General features: G+C 69.0%; 18 protein-coding genes. 9 read left to right on the top strand and 9 right to left on the bottom strand.

The window, feature by feature from the left end:
* Positions 1 to 83 precede the first annotated feature (83 nt).
* Positions 84 to 1,154, top strand: coding sequence for a metal-dependent hydrolase (locus ACKVMH_RS00460; protein WP_215219689.1), 1,071 nt, complete (start codon positions 84 to 86; stop codon positions 1,152 to 1,154).
* Here the strand turns inward: ACKVMH_RS00460 and ACKVMH_RS00455 are convergent.
* The 8 genes from ACKVMH_RS00455 to ACKVMH_RS00420 form a co-directional block, all read right to left on the bottom strand.
* Positions 1,148 to 1,981: a class I SAM-dependent methyltransferase gene (locus tag ACKVMH_RS00455; RefSeq protein ID WP_215219690.1), complete on the bottom strand. Its 834-nt coding sequence runs from the start codon at positions 1,979 to 1,981 to the stop codon at positions 1,148 to 1,150. The genes ACKVMH_RS00460 and ACKVMH_RS00455 overlap by 7 nt on opposite strands.
* 19 nt (positions 1,982 to 2,000) lie before the next feature.
* Complete coding sequence (dusB, locus tag ACKVMH_RS00450; protein ID WP_412698824.1) at positions 2,001 to 2,999, bottom strand: tRNA dihydrouridine synthase DusB; 999 nt, start codon at positions 2,997 to 2,999, stop codon at positions 2,001 to 2,003.
* A 27-nt stretch (positions 3,000 to 3,026) separates the two neighbouring features.
* Entirely contained in the window at positions 3,027 to 4,160 is a 1,134-nt protein-coding gene (locus ACKVMH_RS00445; protein WP_412698823.1) for a PepSY-associated TM helix domain-containing protein, read from the bottom strand.
* A gap of 7 nt (positions 4,161 to 4,167) precedes the next feature.
* Positions 4,168 to 6,273 (bottom strand): TonB-dependent receptor, encoded by a 2,106-nt coding sequence (locus ACKVMH_RS00440; protein WP_412698822.1) that lies wholly within the window; start codon positions 6,271 to 6,273, stop codon positions 4,168 to 4,170.
* 89 nt (positions 6,274 to 6,362) lie between these two features.
* The gene (locus ACKVMH_RS00435) at positions 6,363 to 7,310 is read right to left on the bottom strand and encodes a ribokinase (RefSeq protein ID WP_412698821.1); all 948 of its coding nucleotides are present in this window, start codon (positions 7,308 to 7,310) and stop codon (positions 6,363 to 6,365) included.
* Positions 7,311 to 7,323: 13 nt separating this feature from the next.
* Positions 7,324 to 8,622 (bottom strand): NupC/NupG family nucleoside CNT transporter, encoded by a 1,299-nt coding sequence (locus ACKVMH_RS00430; RefSeq protein WP_215219695.1) that lies wholly within the window; start codon positions 8,620 to 8,622, stop codon positions 7,324 to 7,326.
* Positions 8,623 to 8,722: 100 nt separating this feature from the next.
* Positions 8,723 to 9,856: a GGDEF domain-containing protein gene (locus ACKVMH_RS00425; RefSeq protein ID WP_412698820.1), complete on the bottom strand. Its 1,134-nt coding sequence runs from the start codon at positions 9,854 to 9,856 to the stop codon at positions 8,723 to 8,725.
* 63 nt (positions 9,857 to 9,919) lie between these two features.
* Entirely contained in the window at positions 9,920 to 10,519 is a 600-nt protein-coding gene (locus ACKVMH_RS00420) for a TMEM165/GDT1 family protein (protein WP_412698819.1), read from the bottom strand.
* 314 nt (positions 10,520 to 10,833) lie between these two features.
* On the opposite strand from ACKVMH_RS00420, the gene ACKVMH_RS00415 reads away from it, so the two are divergent.
* From ACKVMH_RS00415 to ACKVMH_RS00380, 8 genes are all read left to right on the top strand, one after another.
* Positions 10,834 to 11,802 carry a potassium channel beta subunit family protein gene (locus ACKVMH_RS00415; protein ID WP_412698818.1) on the top strand — a complete coding sequence of 323 codons (969 nt, stop codon included), beginning with the start codon at positions 10,834 to 10,836 and terminating at the stop codon, positions 11,800 to 11,802.
* A 71-nt stretch (positions 11,803 to 11,873) separates the two neighbouring features.
* The gene (hemP, locus tag ACKVMH_RS00410) at positions 11,874 to 12,107 is read left to right on the top strand and encodes a hemin uptake protein HemP (protein WP_215219699.1); all 234 of its coding nucleotides are present in this window, start codon (positions 11,874 to 11,876) and stop codon (positions 12,105 to 12,107) included.
* 92 nt (positions 12,108 to 12,199) lie between these two features.
* Positions 12,200 to 13,156 (top strand): SPFH domain-containing protein, encoded by a 957-nt coding sequence (locus ACKVMH_RS00405; RefSeq protein ID WP_215219700.1) that lies wholly within the window; start codon positions 12,200 to 12,202, stop codon positions 13,154 to 13,156.
* Positions 13,157 to 13,159: 3 nt separating this feature from the next.
* Complete coding sequence (locus ACKVMH_RS00400; protein ID WP_215219701.1) at positions 13,160 to 13,597, top strand: NfeD family protein; 438 nt, start codon at positions 13,160 to 13,162, stop codon at positions 13,595 to 13,597.
* Positions 13,598 to 13,677: 80 nt separating this feature from the next.
* Positions 13,678 to 14,799, top strand: a complete 1,122-nt coding sequence (gene gcvT, locus ACKVMH_RS00395) for a glycine cleavage system aminomethyltransferase GcvT (RefSeq protein ID WP_215219702.1) — start codon at positions 13,678 to 13,680, stop codon at positions 14,797 to 14,799.
* 93 nt (positions 14,800 to 14,892) lie between these two features.
* A complete protein-coding gene (gcvH, locus tag ACKVMH_RS00390) occupies positions 14,893 to 15,288 on the top strand; it encodes a glycine cleavage system protein GcvH (RefSeq protein ID WP_215219703.1) in 396 nt (131 codons plus the stop codon).
* A gap of 256 nt (positions 15,289 to 15,544) precedes the next feature.
* Positions 15,545 to 15,715: a hypothetical protein gene (locus tag ACKVMH_RS00385; RefSeq protein ID WP_215219704.1), complete on the top strand. Its 171-nt coding sequence runs from the start codon at positions 15,545 to 15,547 to the stop codon at positions 15,713 to 15,715.
* A 260-nt stretch (positions 15,716 to 15,975) separates the two neighbouring features.
* A complete protein-coding gene (locus tag ACKVMH_RS00380; RefSeq protein WP_459167093.1) occupies positions 15,976 to 16,689 on the top strand; it encodes a hypothetical protein in 714 nt (237 codons plus the stop codon).
* 136 nt (positions 16,690 to 16,825) lie between these two features.
* Here ACKVMH_RS00380 and ACKVMH_RS00375 read toward each other — a convergent pair whose 3' ends face one another.
* The gene (locus ACKVMH_RS00375) at positions 16,826 to 18,247 is read right to left on the bottom strand and encodes a serine hydrolase domain-containing protein (protein WP_412698817.1); all 1,422 of its coding nucleotides are present in this window, start codon (positions 18,245 to 18,247) and stop codon (positions 16,826 to 16,828) included.
* Positions 18,248 to 18,255 lie beyond the last annotated feature (8 nt).

The following is an 18,255-nucleotide window of genomic DNA, read 5'->3' as shown; positions in this document are numbered from 1 at the left end:
CGCCCGCACCGCGCATTGTGCCCGCTCGGGGGTATGCCTGCGGTTAAGGTGCCGCGGCTGTCCAGGCGACGTAGCATTCGCCGATGGACTCCATCACCCAGATCCTGCTCGGTGGCGCGGTCGCCGCCGCCATCGCGCCGGCCGGGCACCGCCGCGCAGCGCTGCTGGCGGGCGCGGCGCTGGGCACGCTGCCCGACCTCGACGTGCTGCCGATCAGCCTGCTGACCGACAACCCGGTCGAGCGCATGACCTGGCACCGCGGCGTCAGCCACTCGCTGTTGGTGCTGCCGTTCGTCGCGTGGGCGATATGGACCTGGTGCCGGAGCCGTGGCGGGCGGGTGGCGCAGGCGCCGCGCCGGTGGTTCTGGGCGATCCAGCTGGCGCTGCTGACCCACCCGCTGCTGGATGCCTTCACTGTCTACGGCACGCAACTGCTGTGGCCGTTCGCGGCACGGCCGGCGATGTGGTCCAGCGTGTTCATCATCGACCCGCTGTACACGGTGTGGCTGCTGGTAGGCGTTGGGGTGGCGGCGATCGCCGGCGAGCGGCGGATCAGCCAGCAGGTGCTGGTCGGCGGGCTCGTGCTCAGCACGATGTACCTGGGCGCCTCGCAGGTGGCCAAGTGGCAAGTCGAGCGGGTGGCGGCGGATTCGCTGGCGGCGATGAACCTGGCGGACGCGCCGCGCTTCTCGGTGCCGACCCCGTTCAACATCCTGCTCTGGCGGGTCGTGGCGATGACGCCGGAGGGCTTCGTCGAGGGCGAGCGCTCACTGGTCGCCGACCGGGGGGCGATGCACTTCCGCGAGTACAGGACCGACGTGAAGGCGCTCGCGGCCGTGTACGAGTATCCGGCGGTGCAGCGGCTGACCTGGTTCAACCGCGGCTTCATGAAGGCCGAGCGGCGCGATGGCGAGCTGGTGCTGAGCGACCTGCGGATGGGGTCGGAACCGGACTATTCGTTCCGCTTCGTGGTCGCCCGCGATGACGGCGCGGGCTGGCGCGAGGTGCCGCCGCGCCAGTTGCAGTGGCCGTGGCAGGCGAGCCGGCGGCTGTCGGCGATGTGGCAGCGCATCTGGACCCCGAACGGGATGCTCGAACCGGCCAGGCCGGCCGGCGACACCGAGCCGCAGTCCACCGTCCGGGCCGATCAGTAGACGACGGCGCGTGCCTGCACGAACGAGAAGAAGAACACCGCGTTCGGGTCGTTCTGCACCTGGCGCATCTCCGCGCGCACGCCCTCGACCACTTCGGGGGTGACCTTGCCAGCCGCGACCAGCTGGTCGGCCGCCGAGAGCAACAGCTCCTCCCAGAAGGCGATCATGGTCTTGCGGCGCGCCGGCTCGCGGTTGTCGAAGTGGAAGGTCTTCACCTCGGTGGTGACGTCGTGGAAGCCACCGGCCAGCAGCAGGTTGCCGAGCTTGGCGCCGACGAACGGGTCGCCGCCACTGTCGATCTGGAAGTCGTTGAACGCCATCCAGTAGCGCCAGGTGTTGGGCGAGTACGGGTCGAGCAGGAACGAGGCATTCATGACCTCGGTGACGTACACGACCGAACCGGGCTGCAGCACCCGGCGGACTTCGCTGAGCGCACGCGCCGGCGCCGGCACATGCTCGAGTACCCAGCACAGGAAGGCGGCGTCGAAGCTGCGTGGCTCGAACGGCAGGTCGGTCGCATCGGCCTCGTGCAGGGCGTAGCGGCCGTCCAGCCACGGCCGGCTGCCGAGGTTCTGGCGGGCGGCGGCGACCTGCGCGGTGTTGAGATCGACGCAGGTCACGTGCAGGTCGGGGAAGCGGCGCAGCAGGATCTCGGTCTGGGCACCCACGCCGCTGCCGACCTCGAGCAGGCGGGTCGCGCCGGCGTAGTCGATGTTGCGGAAGATCGTGGATTCGGCGAGCCGCGCCTGCTTCATCAGGCGCGCCTGCTCGGTCGGCGAGAAGCCGTGCAGGTAGGGGAAGTCGGTAGCGGTGCAGGAGTCGGTCATGTCGGTTCCACGGCTCCGCTCAGGCGGCAACGGGCAGGTCGGGGGCGACGCCCGCGACGAGGGCATCGAAGTAGTCGGCGGTCAGGCGCAATTGTGCGTCGGCGGTCTCGGCGCGGTTGACCACCGCGCGGAACGCGGCGTTCTCGGGGCGATCCCTGGCGTACCAGCCCAGATGCTTGCGGGCGATGCGCACACCGGACGGTTCGCCGTAGAAATCGTGCAGGTGGCGCAGGTGGCCGAGCAGGATGTCGCGGACCTCGGCCAGCGACGGCTCCGGTAGTCCGGTGCCGGTGTCGAGGTAATGGCCGATCTCCCGGAAGATCCACGGCCGTCCCTGCGCGGCGCGGCCGACCAGCACCGCGTCGCAGCCGGTGTAATCCAGCACCTCGCGGGCCTTGCGCGGGGAGTCGACATCGCCGTTGGCCATCACCGGGATCGACAGTGCCGCCTTGACCTCGGCGATCGTGTCGTACTCGGCCAGGCCCTTGTACTGCTGGTCGCGTGTGCGGCCATGCACCGCGAGCGCGGCGATGCCGGCCGCCTCGGCGATCCGGGCGATCTCCAGCGCGTTGCGGTGGCCGGCCGCCCAGCCGGTGCGGATCTTCAGCGTCACCGGCACGTCGACCGCGTTGACCACGGCATCGAGGATGTCGGCGACCAGCGCCGGTTCGCGCATCAGCGCCGAGCCTGCCCAGGCGTTGCAGACCTTCTTCGCCGGGCAGCCCATGTTGATGTCGATGATCTGCGCGCCGTTGTCGACGTTGTGGCGGGCGGCGTCGGCCATCACTTGGGGGACGGTGCCGGCGATCTGCACGCTGACCGGCGCCGGCTCGCCGGCGTGGTCCATCCGGTGGCGCGACTTGGCGGTGCCCCAGAAGCGCGGGTCGGACGTGGTCATCTCCGACACGCACAGACCGGCGCCCAGGCGCTTGCACAGCACCCGGAAGGGCTTGTCGGTGACGCCCGCCATCGGCGCGAGGACCAACTTGGGTTCAATGATGTGGGGACCGATCCGCATCCGCGCAGTTTACCGGCCCGGGATGTATCAGCGCTTGCCCCGGCGCCGGCGCCAGAACAGGAAACCGGTCACCAGCAGGAAGGCCGGCAACAGGCCGGCGGCTACGGTCGCCCATCGGTAGGCGGGCCCGCCGACGGAACCGATGTGCAGCGGGTAGATCGCCTCGGTCATGCGGGCACCTGGGCGCTGGCCGGTGGCGTCGTGTACCGCCAGCACGCGCGTGCCGGCGCGGTTCACATGGACCAGGCTTCGGCCGTTAGGATGCCATTCGCCGGCGTTGCGCGCACGGAACGACACCACGTCGGATCCGGGCTCGGGGGCGCCGGTGCGGGTCAGGCGCGCATCGGGCAGGGCGGTTCCCGCCAGCGCGAGCACGCGCGACCAGTCGATCGGGCGGTCGGCGTCCAGCGCGAGTTCGGGCGGCGTGGGCATGGCATCACCACCGAACGCGCCGGTCAGCACCGCGCGGAACCCGGCGTGGTAGATCATGCCGACGCCGGTCAGCGTGGCCAGCAACAGTAGCGGCAACAACAGCACCCCGCTGCTGCGGTGCCAGGTCAGCCAGCGGCGCACCGGCGGGCCGCGGTGCATCCTGAGTTGCGCGAGCAGCCGCCCGGCCTTGGGCCACCACAGGTACAGCCCGGTCAGCAGCAGCCCGACCGCGATCCAGCCGACGATGCCGAGCACCTCCTTGCCCAGCGCGCCGCCTAGCAGTTCGATATGGAAGTCGTGCAGCCACAAGAGCCAGTCGTCGTCGGTGCTGCGCATCAACAGCAGGTCGCCGGTGGCCGGATCGAAGTAGCCGCGCCGGCCGTCGCCGAAGTAGCCCTGCCACGTCGGCACGCCGTCGGGTTCGGGCAGGTGGACGCTGCCGAGGCCTTCGGGCGACCACTGATCGAAGATGCGCGCCAACACGGCGCCGTCGGCCCGCGGTTCGTGCCCGGCAAGCTGCGGGTGCTGCCATTGCAGCATGTCGTCATGGAAGACCAGCACGCTGCCCGACAGCCCCACCAGCGCGAACACGGTGCCCGCCAGCAGGCCGACCCACAGATGCAGCCACGAGAGCATCGCGCGCAGCCTGTGCCGCACCGCGACCGCCTTCGCCGCAGGGGCGGGGGCGGGGCTGGCGGGGGTCACCGGAAGGCTGGCGCGGGTCTGCATCGGACGCTCAGAAGCGGTGCGACCAGCTCGCGCTGAACACCCGGCCGCGGCCGGCGAAGTAGTCCTCGTCGCTTGGGCGGATCTGCGAGCTGTAGTGGATGTACTGGCGGTCGAACACGTTCTCGATGCCCACTGCCAGCGTGCCCACCGGAAGGCCGACGTTGGCCTGCAGGTCGAAGGTGGTGTAGCCCTCGAACCGGCTGTCGACGACGCCGCGGGTCTCGAACGCGCGGTCCTCCGAATGGCTGGCCTGCACACGAGTGGACAGGCCCGGCAACCACTGGTGCTGCCAGTAGGCGGTCATCCGGTCCGGCGAGATGTTGGCGCCGGGCAGGTCGCTGTCGAGGACGCCGTCGGCGTTGCTGTCGTAGCGGCCGTCGGCCTGCGCGTAGGCCAGGCCGACGCGCGCGGCATCGTTGACCCGGAAGCCGACGCTGCCCTCGAAGCCCTCGATCTCCGTCGCCTCGCGCTTGACCTCGTAACTGCCGGTGGCGGTGTTGAATGCAAGCCGCGACCCGAAGTCGGAATCCGAACGATACGCCGCCAGGTGGACCAGCCAGCGGCCATCGTCGTAGTCGAGGCCAACCTCGCGGTTGTCGGCGATCACAGGCGTCAGCGACACCAGGGTGTCGACGCTCTGGCCGGGTTCGTCGACCGCGCGCAGCACCCGGCCGATGTCGGCGACGCTGTAGCCCTCCGCATACGAGGCGTAGAAGCTCAGCGCGGCGGTGGCTTCCCAGACCACGCCGAAGTTGGGCAGGGTTTCGCTGAAGTCGGGGCTGCCGCCCTGCACCGACTGCGCGCCGTACTGCGGCAGGGTCACGAAGTCGTCGACCTCGAGTTTGGCCCGCTCGTGGCGGACGCCACCGGTGAACAGCAGCGGGCCGAGGCGGTACTCGGCCTGCAGCAGCGGCGAGAGGCTCTGGTACGTGGTCGGCGGCACCCAGCCCAGGTCGCTGGCCAGCTGGCGTTGTTCGGTGGTGTCGCGGATGAGGTCCAGCCCCAGCGTCAGCCGGAGCGGCAGGTCGGCGATGTATCCGCGCGACCAGGTGAACTTGCCACCGAGCTTCTCGGCATTGATCTGCGACTGGTCGTACCAGACCTCGTCGCTCCCGGTGTTGAAGAAGTCGACATAGGCGTTACTGCCGTAACGGCCTTCGAAACGGGTCCAGAACAGCTGGCCCTGGAACTGGCCGCCCGCGAGGTCGTGGTCGCGGAAGTCCAGGCTGGCCGAGCGGGAGTCGTTACGCGGAGGCTCCAAGGGCTGGTCACCGCGCGTGGCGGTGGCCGGAACGCCGAGCCGGTAGTCGCCGTCGACCACGGCGTAGTGGCCTTCGCCTTCCAGCCGGTAATGGCTGGCGGTCAGCTGGAGCCGCCGCTGGTCGTCGATCGCCCAGCCCGCCTTCGCGAACAGATTGCGGCTATTGGCGTCCATCAGGTCGCCCTGCACCGGCTCGGGCGCGATCGGATTGCCGTCGGCATCGTAGTACAGGCCTTCCTGCGCGTAGGAGAGGCCACCCACGAAGTCGAGCGCACCCTGCGCGGTGCCGAAGAGGTACGAAGCGCGATAGCCGGCGCCGTCGTCCTCGCGGGGCATCGCGGTGCTCGCGCCGATGGCGACCTCATGGAAGCGCGCGCCATCCTCGCGGGGCGCCCGCTTGGTGATGATGTTGATGATGCCGCCCGATGCGCCGATGCCTTGCAGGGCGTTGGCCCCGTGGATCACCTCGATGCGCTCGATCATCGCCGGGTCGATGGTGTGCGCGTCGCGCGAGCCGTCGCGCAGCGGGGTCGACTGCGGCACGCCGTCCACCATGTACAGCGGCTGGCGCCCGCGCACCGACTCGCCGGCACTCGTCATCTTCTGTCGCGAGGGCGCGAATGCCGGGATGAGGTTCGCGAGCACCTGCGACAGGTCCTGGGTTACGGCCAACTGCTGCTGCAACTCCGCCTCGTCGATCACCGTGATGGTGTTGGGCAGCGCCGCCTCGGAGTTGGGGATTCGGCTGGTGCTGGCCGAGACGACCACGCGATCGAGGTCGGTTGCGTCCTGGGCGAGGACGGCCGGGCTGGCCGCGAGCAGGAGGGCCGAGACGAGGAGGGTGCGGGACATAAGGGATCCGGGGAAGCGCGAGCGGGGCATGGTAATGGGAATCAGTCCCATTTACGAACCCGAGCTCACAGTCCGACGCCGCGAGATAGTTACAGATCGGCGAGGTGCGGCATGGCCGTCGCCGCGCCGGCGCTTTCGCAGGCCCGCGCGGCATAGAGGCTGGCAAAGCCGACGTGGACGTGGAATGGCGCCGCCGGGTGTGTCGCCCATGCAGCCGCCAGCGCCCCGTTGAAGGCATCGCCGGCGCCGGTGGTATCGATGGCGTCGGCTGGCACCGCGGGCACGCGATAGAACGCCGCGTCGTCGCCGCGAAGCACCCCGTCGGCATGCGACACCAGGCAACCACGCGCGCCGAGGGTCACCACCACTGTGCCGTGCGGCAGCAGCCGGCGGCACAGCCGATGCAGTTCGGCGTCGGCCATTCCCGCCACCGCCCCGGGTTCTACCGGCTCGCCGCAGTGGCGGGCGAGCTGGGCGGAGAATTCGGATTCGTTGGGCGTCAGGACATCGCACTGGGCCAGGAGGCCGGCCGGCAGATCGGCATCGGCCGGTGCGGGGTTGAGCAACGTCGGGACGCCTTCGTCGCGGGCCAGGTCGAAACCGGCAAGCACGGCGTCGACCGGCGATTCCAGCTGCGCCAACACCACCCGCGCATCGGCGAACACGTCACCCTGCGCCCGAACGTGGGCGGGTGTCATGGCCGCGTTGGCGCCGGCACCGATGACGATGCTGTTGCGTCCTTCCCGGTCGACATAGATGCCGGCGGTGCCGGTGGGATGCGTGCTGGCGGCGTCGCGCAGGACGATGCCGTCGACGCTCGCCAGTGCGCGGGCCAGTTGTCCGCCGGCATCGGCGCCGAGCGCGCAGACGAAGGCGGTCACGGCGCCCGCGCGTGCGGCGGCGGTGGCCTGGTTGAAGCCCTTGCCGCCGGGGCCGGTGCGGTATTCGCCCTGGAGCGTCTCGCCGGCGCGTGGCAACACCGGCAACGACCACACGTGGTCGACGTTGAACGAGCCGATCACAACCACCGCGCTCATCGGCGTGTTCCGGTCAGCCGCCGAGGCCGGTCAGCACGCCGGCGATCGTCGCGGTCATCAGGGTCGCGATGGTGCCGCCCAGCACGGCCCGCAGGCCGAAGCGGGCGAGGTCCTGGCGGCGGTCGGGCGCGAGCCCGCCGATGCCGCCGATCTGGATCGCGATCGAACTGAAGTTGGCGAAGCCGCACAGCGCGTAGGTGGCGATCAGGCGGCCCTGGTCGGTCAACACCACGCCGGGGTTCTGCCCGTTCACGATCTCGGCCAGGTGCAGGTAGGCCACGAATTCGTTGAGCACGATCTTCTCGCCGATCAGGCCACCGACGACATTGGCGTCCTGCCACGGTACGCCGATCAGCCAGGCGACCGGCGACAGCACGTAACCCAGCAGGGTGGCCATGTCGGTCGGCTTGCCGAGCGCGGCCGACAAGCCGGTCACCTCGCCGATCCAGGTCAGCGGCCAGTTGATCAGGGCGATCAGGGCGATGAACGCCAGCAGCATCGCGCCGATGTTCAGGGCGAGCCGCAGGCCGTCACCCGCGCCGGCCGCGGCCGCGTCGATGACGTTGCTGGTGGTCTTCTCGACCTCCATCTTGACCGTGCCGCGCGTCAGCGGCGTGCCGGTTTCGGGGATCAGCAGCTTGGCGACGACCATCGTCGCCGGCGCCGCCATGATCGACGCCGCCAGCAGGTGCTTGGCGTAGAACGCCTGCGCCACCGGGTCGCCGCCGCCGAGCATGCCGACGTAGGCCGCAAGCACGCCGCCGGCGATGTGCGCCATGCCGCCGATCATCATCGTGATCAGCTCGGACTCGGTCATCTTCGAGATGTACGGCCGCACCGTCAGCGGGGCTTCGGTCTGGCCGATGAAGACGCTGGCGCAGACGCTGGTGGTCTCTGCACCGGACACCCGCATGACCTTGGTGATCGCCCACGCCATCGCGCGCACCACCGCCTGCATCACCCCCAGGTGGTACAGCACGCTCATCAGCGAGGCGAAGAAGATGATGGTCGGCAACACCTGGAAGGCGAAGATGAAGCCATAGGTCTCGACGTTCATCAGGCTGCCGAAGATGAACTCCGAACCGGCATTGACGAACCCGAGCAGCTTCACGAAGCCGTTGCCGAGCGCGTCGAACACGTCCCGGCCGCCCGGTACCAGCAGCACCAGCGCGGCGAAGCCGATCTGCAAGACGATGCCGGTCAGCACCAGCCGCCAGTCGACCGCCTTCTTGTGGTTGGAGAACAACCAGGCGATGCCGACCAGCACCGCGAGACCAAACAGGCCGAAGGCGACCCGTGACAGACCTTCCATCCACTTCCCCTGCGGCCATTGCCGTGCTCGACCGCGCAGCGTAGGGCAGGCGGGCAGGGGCGGGCAACAATCCGCCGGTTCAGGTACCTCGCTGTGGCGCTCAGCCGTCGCGTGCGATCACCCGGTTGCGCCCCTCGCGCTTGGCCATCTTCAGGCGGCGGTCGGCGCGGCGCAGCAGGGTCGACAGGTCGTGGCCGTCGTGCGGGCTCGCGGCAACGCCGGCACTGAAGGTCAACCGCAGGGGCTCGAGGTTGCCGCGCTCGGGATCGAACGGGCGCTGGCCCAGCACGCGCCGGATCGCATCGACGCGCTCCCAGGCGGTGCCCAGCGGCTGCGGCATCACCAGTACGAATTCCTCGCCCCCCAGGCGCACCAATCGCTCGTTGCGCTCGGTCATGCCCTTGAGGACTTCGACCACATGGCGGATCGCCCGGTCGCCGGCATGGTGGCCGGCCTCGTCATTGATACGGCTGAAGTGGTCCAGGTCGATCAGCGCCAGGCTGAGGCTGCCGTCCTCCTCGCTGGCTACCTCCAACAGCCGCGGCATGCGATGCAGCAGCCAGGTCCGGTTCGGCAGGCGCGTCAGGCCATCCGTGCCGGACATCTCGACCAACCGCTGCATCCGGTAGACCACGGTTGCCGTGATCATCGTCGCGATCACCAGCAGCATCACCCGCTGTACCTGCGCGCCCGGGGTCACCGCCCCGTAGTCGCTGGACAGCAAGTGCTCGGGCGAGTCGGCGAAGGCGAACACAGCGGCGATGATCGCGCCGTACTGGAGTACGGCCAGCGCACCGGCGAACAAGGTCGTGCGACCGTCGCCGCGCAGGGCGGTCAGGACGATCGCCAGGAGGTAGCACCCCCACACCACCATGCTGTTGAGCGCGGCCGGCAGGTGGGCAAACGCCAGCACGATGAGCACGGCGGTGGTCGCGGTGACATCGAACGCGACCGTAGCAAACGACAGCCAGCGATAGCGACGCCGGCGCCGGGCCAGCTGCAGCCAGACCTGTGCGAAGACATTGACGAACACCGCGCCGCCCAGCCCGATCAGGGTCTCGCGAACCGTGCCGCCGCTGACCGCGTTGGCAAGCGGCAGCACCAGCAACAGCGCGGCGATGACCACGCGCAGGCGTGCAACCAGCAGCTCGCCGCCCGCACCGACCTCGAGCATGACCTCGTCGGGTCGAGCCAGCACGGCGGCCAGGATCTCCCTTGCGCTTCGGCTTTCCATGACCTCCCCTGCGTCCGGCCGCAGCATAGCGTGGCCCCGCGACGGGCGTCAGGCCCAAGGCCCTCAGCCGAATCCGCGCAGGGCCACCCAGCCGGCCAGCACGGCGAACACCGTCGCCGCGACATAGCGGGCGGCCTTCAGCGGCAGCCGGTCGGCGAAACGGCTGCCGAGAAGCACCACCGGCACGTTGGCCAACAGCATCCCCACGGTGGTACCGGCAATGACCTCCCACAACGGCTCGTACCGCGCCGCGAGCAGGACGGTGGCGACCTGGGTCTTGTCGCCGATCTCGGCGACGAAGAACGCGATGGTGGTGGCAATGAAGGCGCCCCGCCCGGGCAGCCCGGGTTCATCGTCGAGCGAATCGGGCTTCAGCGTCCACGCCGCCACCGCCAGGAAGCTCGCGGCCACGACCCAGCGCAGGACTTCCGGACGCAGCCAGTCGGCGGCCAGCGCCCCCACCCAGGCCGCCAATGCATGGTTGAGGAGGGTGGCGACGAGGATGCCGGCGATGATCGGCCATGGCCGGCGGAACCGCGCGGCCAGCAGCAGGGCGAGCAACTGGGTCTTGTCGCCGATCTCGGCCAACGCGACCGTGCCGGTGGACACGAGTGCGGCGGCAAGGGGAAGGGTGTCGGGCAGCAGTGACTGCAACTGGGGCATTGGACGATCGGGGAGCCGGGCGGGCAGTCGGAAAGCGACCGCCGCGCGGCCCGGCCCCGGTGCCTGGGCACCCTGGGTCATTCGCACGATGGTCGCCTTCGGTCTTGCCCCGGATCGACTGGCGATCCCCCATGCACCACGGCCTGCCGGCCAAGCGTGTTGATGCATGTCCCCGCGCGTTGCGCGGGTGGGCTACTCCCCGGAGGAAACAGCCCGCCCATTGTACGGGCAGCCGGACGCTGGAGCGAGCCGCCTGCGGCAATCGGGCTCGACCCCGGGCTTACACTGCGATCGTTCCCACCTGGAGTCCGACCATGCAGTACCGCCGCCTCGGCTCGTCCGGCCTGCAACTGTCCGCATTGTCGTTCGGCGCGTGGCTCACGTTCGGTGCCCAGGTCGGCCGCGGCACGGCACGCGAACTCGTCGCGGCCGCGTGGGACCACGGCATCAACTTCTTCGACAACGCCGAGAGCTACGCCAACGGCGAGGCCGAACGGGTCATGGGCGACGTCATCGCCGACCTGCGCCTGCCGCGCGACGGCTTCTGCGTGTCCAGCAAGGTGTTCTTCGGTTCGGTGGAGGCACCGCGGCCGACCCAGCGCGGGCTGTCGCGCAAGCACGTGACCGACGCCTGCCACGGCGCGCTGAAACGGCTGCGGGTGGACTACCTGGACCTGTTCTATTGCCATCGTCCCGATCCGGACACGCCGGTCGAGGAAACCGTGCGGACCATGGATGGCCTGGTCCGCCAGGGCAAGGTGATGTACTGGGGCACGTCCGAATGGTCGGCCGCGCAGATCCGCGAGGCGCACAAGGTCGCCCGCGCGCACCACCTCCACGCGCCGACGATGGAACAGCCGCAGTACAACCTGCTGCACCGCGAACGGGTGGAGTTGGAGTACGCGCCCCTGTATGCCGAATACGGCATGGGCACGACGACGTGGTCGCCACTGGCCTCGGGCCTGTTGACCGGCCGTTACAACGACGGCGTGTCGGAGGACGGGCGATTCGGCGCACTCGGGCCGCACCTGCGCAAGACCATCGTCGGCGGGGAAAGCGAGCGCCGGCTGGAACGTGCGCGCCACTTCACCGCGCTGGCCAAGGAGCTGGACGTGCCACCCGCGCCGCTGGCGATAGCCTGGTGCCTGCGCAACCCGCACGTGTCCAGCGTCATCCTCGGCGCCAGCCGGGTCGAGCAACTGCTCGAGAACCTGCGTGCCATCGAGCTGGTGGAGACCATGGGCGACCCGGTGTGGGGGCGGGTGCGGGTCGCTGCAAACTGAATACGGTTGGCGGGTTGCGCGTCTAATGAGAATCATTATCATCGAGCGCTCCCGTCCTTGAGCACTGCGCCATGGCACTGCAAACCCTCAACCGGCCGCGTCTACTCCACCTGCCGATCCGGTCCGATGACCGGGCGCGTCCCGTCGCCCCAGTGCACCACGCCACGCACCCCCCGGTCGCCGACGCGCGTCCGCTCGACAGCGGTGCGTTGCTGCGCGGCACCCGCGAGGTGCTGATCCGCCACGGCGGCGAGACCTACCGGTTGCGGCATACCCGCAACGACAAGCTGATCCTGACCAAGTAGCCACCGGGCGCGCTGGCCACCCGTACCGGCCACCCGCGCCGGTGCGCGCGCCGTGCATATACTCACCTTACGGATAACTTTGGGGATGTGGCATGGGACTGGGGACGATGCTTGCGATCGTGCTGGTGTTCGCCGGCGTGGTGATGCTGTTCAAGGCGGTACGGATGGTGCCGCAGGGCTACGAATGGACGGTCGAGGCCTTCGGCAAGTACACCCACACGCTGTCGCCGGGTCTCCACTTCCTGATCCCGGTCTACCAGGGGATCGGCCGCAAGATCAACATGATGGAGCAGGTGCTGGAGGTCCCCAGCCAGGACGTGATCACCAAGGACAATGCGGTGGTCAAGGTCGACGGCGTCGTGTACTTCCAGGTACTCGACGCGGCCAAGGCGGCCTACGAGGTGGCACAGCTGGAGATCGCCACGCTCAACCTGGTGATGACCAACATCCGCACCTCGATCGGCTCGATGGACCTGGACGAGTCGCTGTCGCGCCGCGACGAGATCAACGCCAAGGTGCTTGCCGCGGTCGACCAGGCCACGCACCCGTGGGGACTGAAGGTCAACCGCATCGAGCTCAAGGACATCGCCCCGCCGCGTGACCTGGTCGAGGCGATGGCACGGCAGATGAAGGCCGAGCGCGAGAAGCGCGCCAACATCCTGGAGGCCGAGGGCTTCCGCCAGGCGGAAATCCTCAAGGCCGAGGGCGAGAAGCAGAGCACGATCCTCGAAGCCGAGGGCGAGCGTGAGGCCGCGTTCCGCGAGGCCGAGGCGCGCGAGCGACTGGCCGAGGCCGAAGCCCGCGCGACGCAGATGGTGTCGGACGCCATCTCCGCTGGCAACGTACAGGCGATCAACTACTTCGTCGCGCAGAAGTACATCGAGGCGTTCAAGGCACTGGCCGAGGCGCCGAACCAGAAGTTCGTCCTGATGCCGATGGAATCGGCCGGCGTCATCGGCTCGATCGCCGGCATCGCCGACTTGGCCAAGGAAGCGCTCGACCGGCCGGCCGGTCCGCATGCCGTGGTTCCGCCGCGGACGGGGCGCTGAGCGATGCGCTGGGACTGGCAAGCGGTGGCATGGGCGGCCATCGCGCTGCTGTTGTTCGCGGCCGAGACCCTTGCCCCGGGCGCCTTCATGTTGTGGCTCGGGTTCGCGGCAGCGGCGGTGTTCGTCCTGGTGTTGCTGTTCGACCTGCCCCTGCTCGCACAGGCGGTGGCTTTCGTCGTCCTCAGCTTCGCGTCGATCCAGATCTACCGCACCCGCTTCCGTGGTCGCGAGCGGGTGAGTGACCGGCCGACACTCAATCGTCGCACCGACGCCCTGGTCGGACGCGTCGTGCCGCTCGAGCAGGCGATCGTCTCCGGCCGCGGGCGCGTGCAGATCGCTGACGCCTACTGGGACGTCACCGGTCCCGAGCTGCCGGTGGGCACCGCCGTGCGCGTGGTCGGCAGCGACGGCATGACGTTGAAGGTCGAGCCCGCGACCTGACACCGGACGCTTCCGTACGCCGGCGCCGCCACCGCGGCGCCGGTCTGGGATAATGCCCGCCCCACAACAGGCGCCGGACCATGACCCAGAAGACCATCCTCAACGACAGCCACCGCGCCCTCGGCGCCAAGATGGTCGACTTCGGTGGCTGGGACATGCCGATCCACTACGGCTCCCAGATCGACGAACACCACGCGGTCCGCCAGGACGCGGGCATGTTCGACGTCTCCCACATGACCGTCGTCGACCTGAAGGGCGAGCGCGTGCGCGAGTTCCTGCGCAGGCTGGTGGCCAACTCGGTCGACAAGCTCACCAAGCCCGGCAAGGCGCTGTACACCTGCATGCTCGACGAGCAGGGCGGGGTGATCGACGATCTCATCATCTATTTCCTCGGCGAGGAGTTCTTCCGGCTGGTCGTCAATGCCGGCACCCGCGACAAGGACCTCGCGTGGATCGCCCGGCAGGCGGCGCCGTTCGGCGTCGAGGTGGTCGAGCGTGACGACCTCGGACTGGTGGCAGTCCAGGGCCCCAACGCACGCGACAAAGTGATCGGACTGTTGCGAGAGGAGGACCGCGCGTCGATCACCAAGCTTGGCCGCTTCGCCGCGCGCGACGCGCAGCTTGCCGACGGCACCGGCGTCTTCATCGCCCGCACCGGCTACACCGGTGAGGACGGGTTCGAGATCGTCGCGCCCGGTGACCGCACCGTCGCGCTGTGGGACGCGTTGCTGGCCGCCGGGGTGAAGCCGGCCGGCCTGGGCGCGCGTGACACCTTGCGGCTGGAAGCCGGGATGAACCTCTACGGCCAGGACATGGACGAGTCCGTGTCGCCGTACGAAGCCGCCCTCGGCTGGACCGTCTCCCTCGACGAGGGGCGCGGGTTCATCGGTCGCGAGGCGCTCGAGCGACAGAAGGCCGACGGCGCGCCGCGCCAGATGATCGCGCTGGTGATGGACGACAAGGGCGTGTTGCGCCATGGCCAGAAGGTGCTGACCCCGAACGGCGAAGGCGAGATCCTGTCGGGCACGTTCTCGCCGACGCTTGGCAAGGCGATCGCCTTCGCCCGTGTGCCGGCCGGTGACATCCCGCTGGGCGCCGCCGCCAATGTGCGGGTCGACATCCGTGGCCGCGAGGTGCCGGTGCGCGTGGTCAAGTTCCCGTTCGTCCGGGAAGGCCAGCCGCAGGACGGCGTGCTGGCCTGACACGTCCCACCCCGGCGCGGCGCAGTCCACGCGCCGCGGCGCCTTCGCTACACTGTCCGCCCCTTTCCCACACCCGCAGCATCGGAGCATCCCATGAGCGAGATCCCCGGCGACCTGAAGTTCCTGAAATCACACGAGTGGATCCGCGTCGAGGCCGACGGCAAGGCCACCATCGGTATCTCCGACCACGCGCAGGGCCTGCTGGGCGACCTCGTGTACGTCGAGCTCCCGGGCGTCGGTGACCGTGTCGAGGCCGGTACCGCGTGCGCGGTGGTGGAGTCGGTGAAGGCGGCGTCCGATGTCTACGCGCCGGTCAGCGGCACCGTGGTCGAAGTCAACGACGCACTCGGCGACAAGCCCGAGACCATCAACGAGGATGCGTTCGGCGAAGGCTGGCTCTTCACCCTGCAGATGGACGAGCCCGGACAGGTCAACGAGCTGCTCGACCCGGACGGCTATGCCGAGTTGCTCGAAGACGAAGACCACTGACGGGCGACCGTCATGCCCCGATCGGGGCAACGCGACACACATGGAAATCCGCGTCGGCAACGGCGCGGATTTTTCGTTGGCGGCGATCCGTGCCAGTGAGTCGGCATGAAAATTCCCGCGCACTTTCGCCTTGTGCAATGCGAAACGGCTCGCACGGCGGGCGTTCTCCCGATATCGCTGGCTGGTCAAAAATTAGCCAGTGCGGTTTCGCGACGATTACGACCGGCTGCGCTGCGTGCGCGCAAGACCGCACTGCATGGCATGGCTGCAGACCGCGCTGCGCTTGGCTATCAGCGGCGCGTGCAAATGCCCGGGCATCCTGTTGATCGCAACGCAACCGGTTCGCGACGAAGCCGCGTCGACCAATGCGCCGCTGCTGTCGGGAAAACGGCAGGGCGAAGCGCGCGGGGACTTGTTGACACTATGAAAAACCGTGATTAGGTTTCGCGAAACAGCGTTACCCACGGAAGCGAGTGAGCAAAGTCAACGCGACAACGCGGGCAACAACACGGAACTCCGCCTGGATGGTCAAAACGGTGGACGCGGTGCTTCTGTCCCCGGTGGGTTCCAAACATCCGCAATCGCGAAACCTTCCCTTGCATGCAGCCCGGTCGGCCTTCGGCGGATCGGGTTTTTCTTTGCGCGCGACACGCTTCGCCGGCGTGGCGGGCATGCAGGTGGAAGTGCGTGGATCCGCTCCGGCACCGGTGGTGTCGGCGGTTGGTCGCGGGGTCGCACCCCGCGACGTTTTGGTACTGGGCTGTACACCCCGATAGACCACTGACGAGGAGCCATCTCATGGCCACGAAGAAAGCTGCGAAGAAGAAGCCTGCCGCGAAGAAAGCGGCGAAGAAGACTGCGAAGCCGGCAGCCAAGAAGGCCGCCGCCAAGAAGACCGTGCGCAAGTCCGCGGCCAAGAAGGCGGTGAAGAAGCCGGCCGCCAAGAAGGCGACCGCGAAGAAGACCGCGAAGAAGGCAACCGCCAAGAAGACTGCAAAGAAGGCAACGGCCAAGAAGACCGCGAAGAAGGCAACCGCCAAGAAGACCGCCAAGAAGGCAACCGCTAAGAAGTCGGTGAAGAAGACGGCCAAGAAGGCCACGGCGAAGAAGACCGCGAAGAAGGCCGTGCGCAAGCCGGCGGCCAAGAAGACCGCGAAGAAGACCGCCAAGAAGGCAGCTACCAAGAAGACCGCTGCCAAGAAGACCGCCAAGAAGGCGGCGACCAAGCGTCCAGCCGCGAAGAAGACCGCCAAGAAGGCGGCGACCAAGCGCCCGGCCGCCAAGAAGGCCGCCAAGGCACCGGCAGCGAAGAAGGCCACGGCCAAGAAGCCGACCCGTCGCGCCACCAAGAAGCAGCAGGCTCCGACCGCGATGCCGGCAACCCCGGCACCGATGATCTAAGCCACCCGATACCGCAACACTGCAGTCAGCCCTTCCCCGCGGCCCAGGCGGGGGAGGGCTTTTTCATTGGGGCCCGGCGATTGCGATCTGGACTGGATCCGGGTTGCGGCGTCCGCGGATGGAACGCCGCCATGACTCAGCGCGGTGCGGCGGTCGCCTCGGCGGCGCTGCTGCCGGGGGCGTTGCGCCCGTTCTCGGCGTACCAGGCGTGCTGGTTGAAATCGATGTCCAGCCAGGCCGTGGCGCTCGACGGAATCCCGACCGCGCGGTCGATCATCGTCGGCAGCAGCCCCGTCGGCACCGAGCTCTCACCGTTCCACAGCACGGCGATGCCGAGATCCTGGTCGGGCAGCATCGCGATCATGCCGCGATAACCCTGCACGGCGCCGGCGTGGTAGACCAGCGGCCGGCCGGAATAGTTGTAGACCCGCCAGCCAAGCCCGTAGCCCGCGGAGTCGAGGCGGGCACGACGCCACGAGGAGCTGCGCGTCTGGTACGGGGTGTCGACCAGCGGCTTGTGCAGCGTGGCCAGCAGCGGCGCGGGAATGACGTCGGGGCGATGGCCGGTCTGGGCGATGAGCCACTGGGCCATGTCGCTGGCACTGGCATTGACGCCGGCGGCGGGTGCGACTTCGTAGTAGGTCGGCTTGGGCATGACCGAGACCCAGCCACCACGGCCGCGCACGTGCGGCTTGGCCCAGCGCGCGCTGGACTCGATGCCCTCGAGGCCAAGGCTGGCGTCGTTCATGCCCAGCGGCTTGAGCAGGCGGCTCTGCACTTCCTGGCTGTAGAAGTCGCCGGTGGTGGCAAACACGATGTCGCCGATCAGGCTGAAGGCGACGTTCTGGTAGGCGTAGCAGGTGCCGGGCTGGCACTTGAGCGGTGCGCTGGAGAGCCGGCGGGTCAGGGTCCGGTAGTCGACGTAACGCTCAAGGTCGCGATCGAAGGCGTTGTGCGACAGACCAACGCGGTGGCTCAGCAGGTCGGCCACGGTGATCTGGCTGGCGGCGCCGGGCTGGCTCAGCTCGAACTCGGGCATGTAGTCGGTGACCTTGCTGTCCCAGCGCAGGCGGCCGTCGGCCACCAGCAGGCCGGCCATGGTGCCGGCGAACCCCTTGGATAGCGATGCGAGCCGGAACACGGTGTGCGAGTCGACCGGCTCCGCGTCGCTGACGTCGGTGATGCCGTAGCCGCGCGCGCTGAGAACCTTGCCGTCGTGGACGATCGCCATCGCCAGGCCGGGCACGCGCTGGTTGGCGACGATCTGCTGGGCCATCGCCTCGAACATGGCGACGTCGAAGTCGGGTGGCAGCGGCGGGGCGGCCGGCTTGACGCGTGCCGGCACCGGCGGCGCCTGTTGCGGGGTGCTGGTCGCGACCTGCACCGGCTGTGTGGCCGGGTCACGCAAGGAGGCCTCGACCTCGGATGAATTGGCCTGTGCGGTGTCGCTCCACGGGAGCGTGGTCTGCGCCGCCGAACCCAGCGTCAGCGTCAGCAGGAACGCGAGCGCACCCAGACGCCCACCGATGCGAGGGAGCCGGTTCGCTTCGTCTTTCATAGGTCGTC

The sequence above is a fragment of the Lysobacter zhanggongensis genome (assembly GCF_046638635.1).
GTDB lineage: Bacteria > Pseudomonadota > Gammaproteobacteria > Xanthomonadales > Xanthomonadaceae > Novilysobacter > Novilysobacter luteus.
This window is presented reverse-complemented; position numbering and strand designations above follow the sequence as displayed.

What these genes read in the sequence shown, in the direction of transcription:
- gcvH (WP_215219703.1), top strand. Translation starts at nt 14,893, where the DNA reads ATGAGCGAGATCCCCGGCGACCTGAAGTTCCTGAAATCACACGAGTGG.
- ACKVMH_RS00415 (WP_412698818.1), top strand. Translation starts at nt 10,834, where the DNA reads ATGCAGTACCGCCGCCTCGGCTCGTCCGGCCTGCAACTGTCCGCATTG.
- ACKVMH_RS00460 (WP_215219689.1), top strand. Translation starts at nt 84, where the DNA reads ATGGACTCCATCACCCAGATCCTGCTCGGTGGCGCGGTCGCCGCCGCC.
- ACKVMH_RS00425 (WP_412698820.1), bottom strand. Translation starts at nt 9,856, where the DNA reads ATGGAAAGCCGAAGCGCAAGGGAGATCCTGGCCGCCGTGCTGGCTCGA.
- ACKVMH_RS00455 (WP_215219690.1), bottom strand. Translation starts at nt 1,981, where the DNA reads ATGACCGACTCCTGCACCGCTACCGACTTCCCCTACCTGCACGGCTTC.
- ACKVMH_RS00445 (WP_412698823.1), bottom strand. Translation starts at nt 4,160, where the DNA reads ATGCAGACCCGCGCCAGCCTTCCGGTGACCCCCGCCAGCCCCGCCCCC.
- ACKVMH_RS00405 (WP_215219700.1), top strand. Translation starts at nt 12,200, where the DNA reads ATGGGACTGGGGACGATGCTTGCGATCGTGCTGGTGTTCGCCGGCGTG.
- dusB (WP_412698824.1), bottom strand. Translation starts at nt 2,999, where the DNA reads ATGCGGATCGGTCCCCACATCATTGAACCCAAGTTGGTCCTCGCGCCG.
- ACKVMH_RS00435 (WP_412698821.1), bottom strand. Translation starts at nt 7,310, where the DNA reads ATGAGCGCGGTGGTTGTGATCGGCTCGTTCAACGTCGACCACGTGTGG.
- ACKVMH_RS00400 (WP_215219701.1), top strand. Translation starts at nt 13,160, where the DNA reads ATGCGCTGGGACTGGCAAGCGGTGGCATGGGCGGCCATCGCGCTGCTG.
- ACKVMH_RS00430 (WP_215219695.1), bottom strand. Translation starts at nt 8,622, where the DNA reads ATGGAAGGTCTGTCACGGGTCGCCTTCGGCCTGTTTGGTCTCGCGGTG.
- hemP (WP_215219699.1), top strand. Translation starts at nt 11,874, where the DNA reads ATGGCACTGCAAACCCTCAACCGGCCGCGTCTACTCCACCTGCCGATC.
- ACKVMH_RS00440 (WP_412698822.1), bottom strand. Translation starts at nt 6,273, where the DNA reads ATGTCCCGCACCCTCCTCGTCTCGGCCCTCCTGCTCGCGGCCAGCCCG.
- ACKVMH_RS00420 (WP_412698819.1), bottom strand. Translation starts at nt 10,519, where the DNA reads ATGCCCCAGTTGCAGTCACTGCTGCCCGACACCCTTCCCCTTGCCGCC.
- ACKVMH_RS00385 (WP_215219704.1), top strand. Translation starts at nt 15,545, where the DNA reads ATGGCATGGCTGCAGACCGCGCTGCGCTTGGCTATCAGCGGCGCGTGC.
- ACKVMH_RS00375 (WP_412698817.1), bottom strand. Translation starts at nt 18,247, where the DNA reads ATGAAAGACGAAGCGAACCGGCTCCCTCGCATCGGTGGGCGTCTGGGT.
- gcvT (WP_215219702.1), top strand. Translation starts at nt 13,678, where the DNA reads ATGACCCAGAAGACCATCCTCAACGACAGCCACCGCGCCCTCGGCGCC.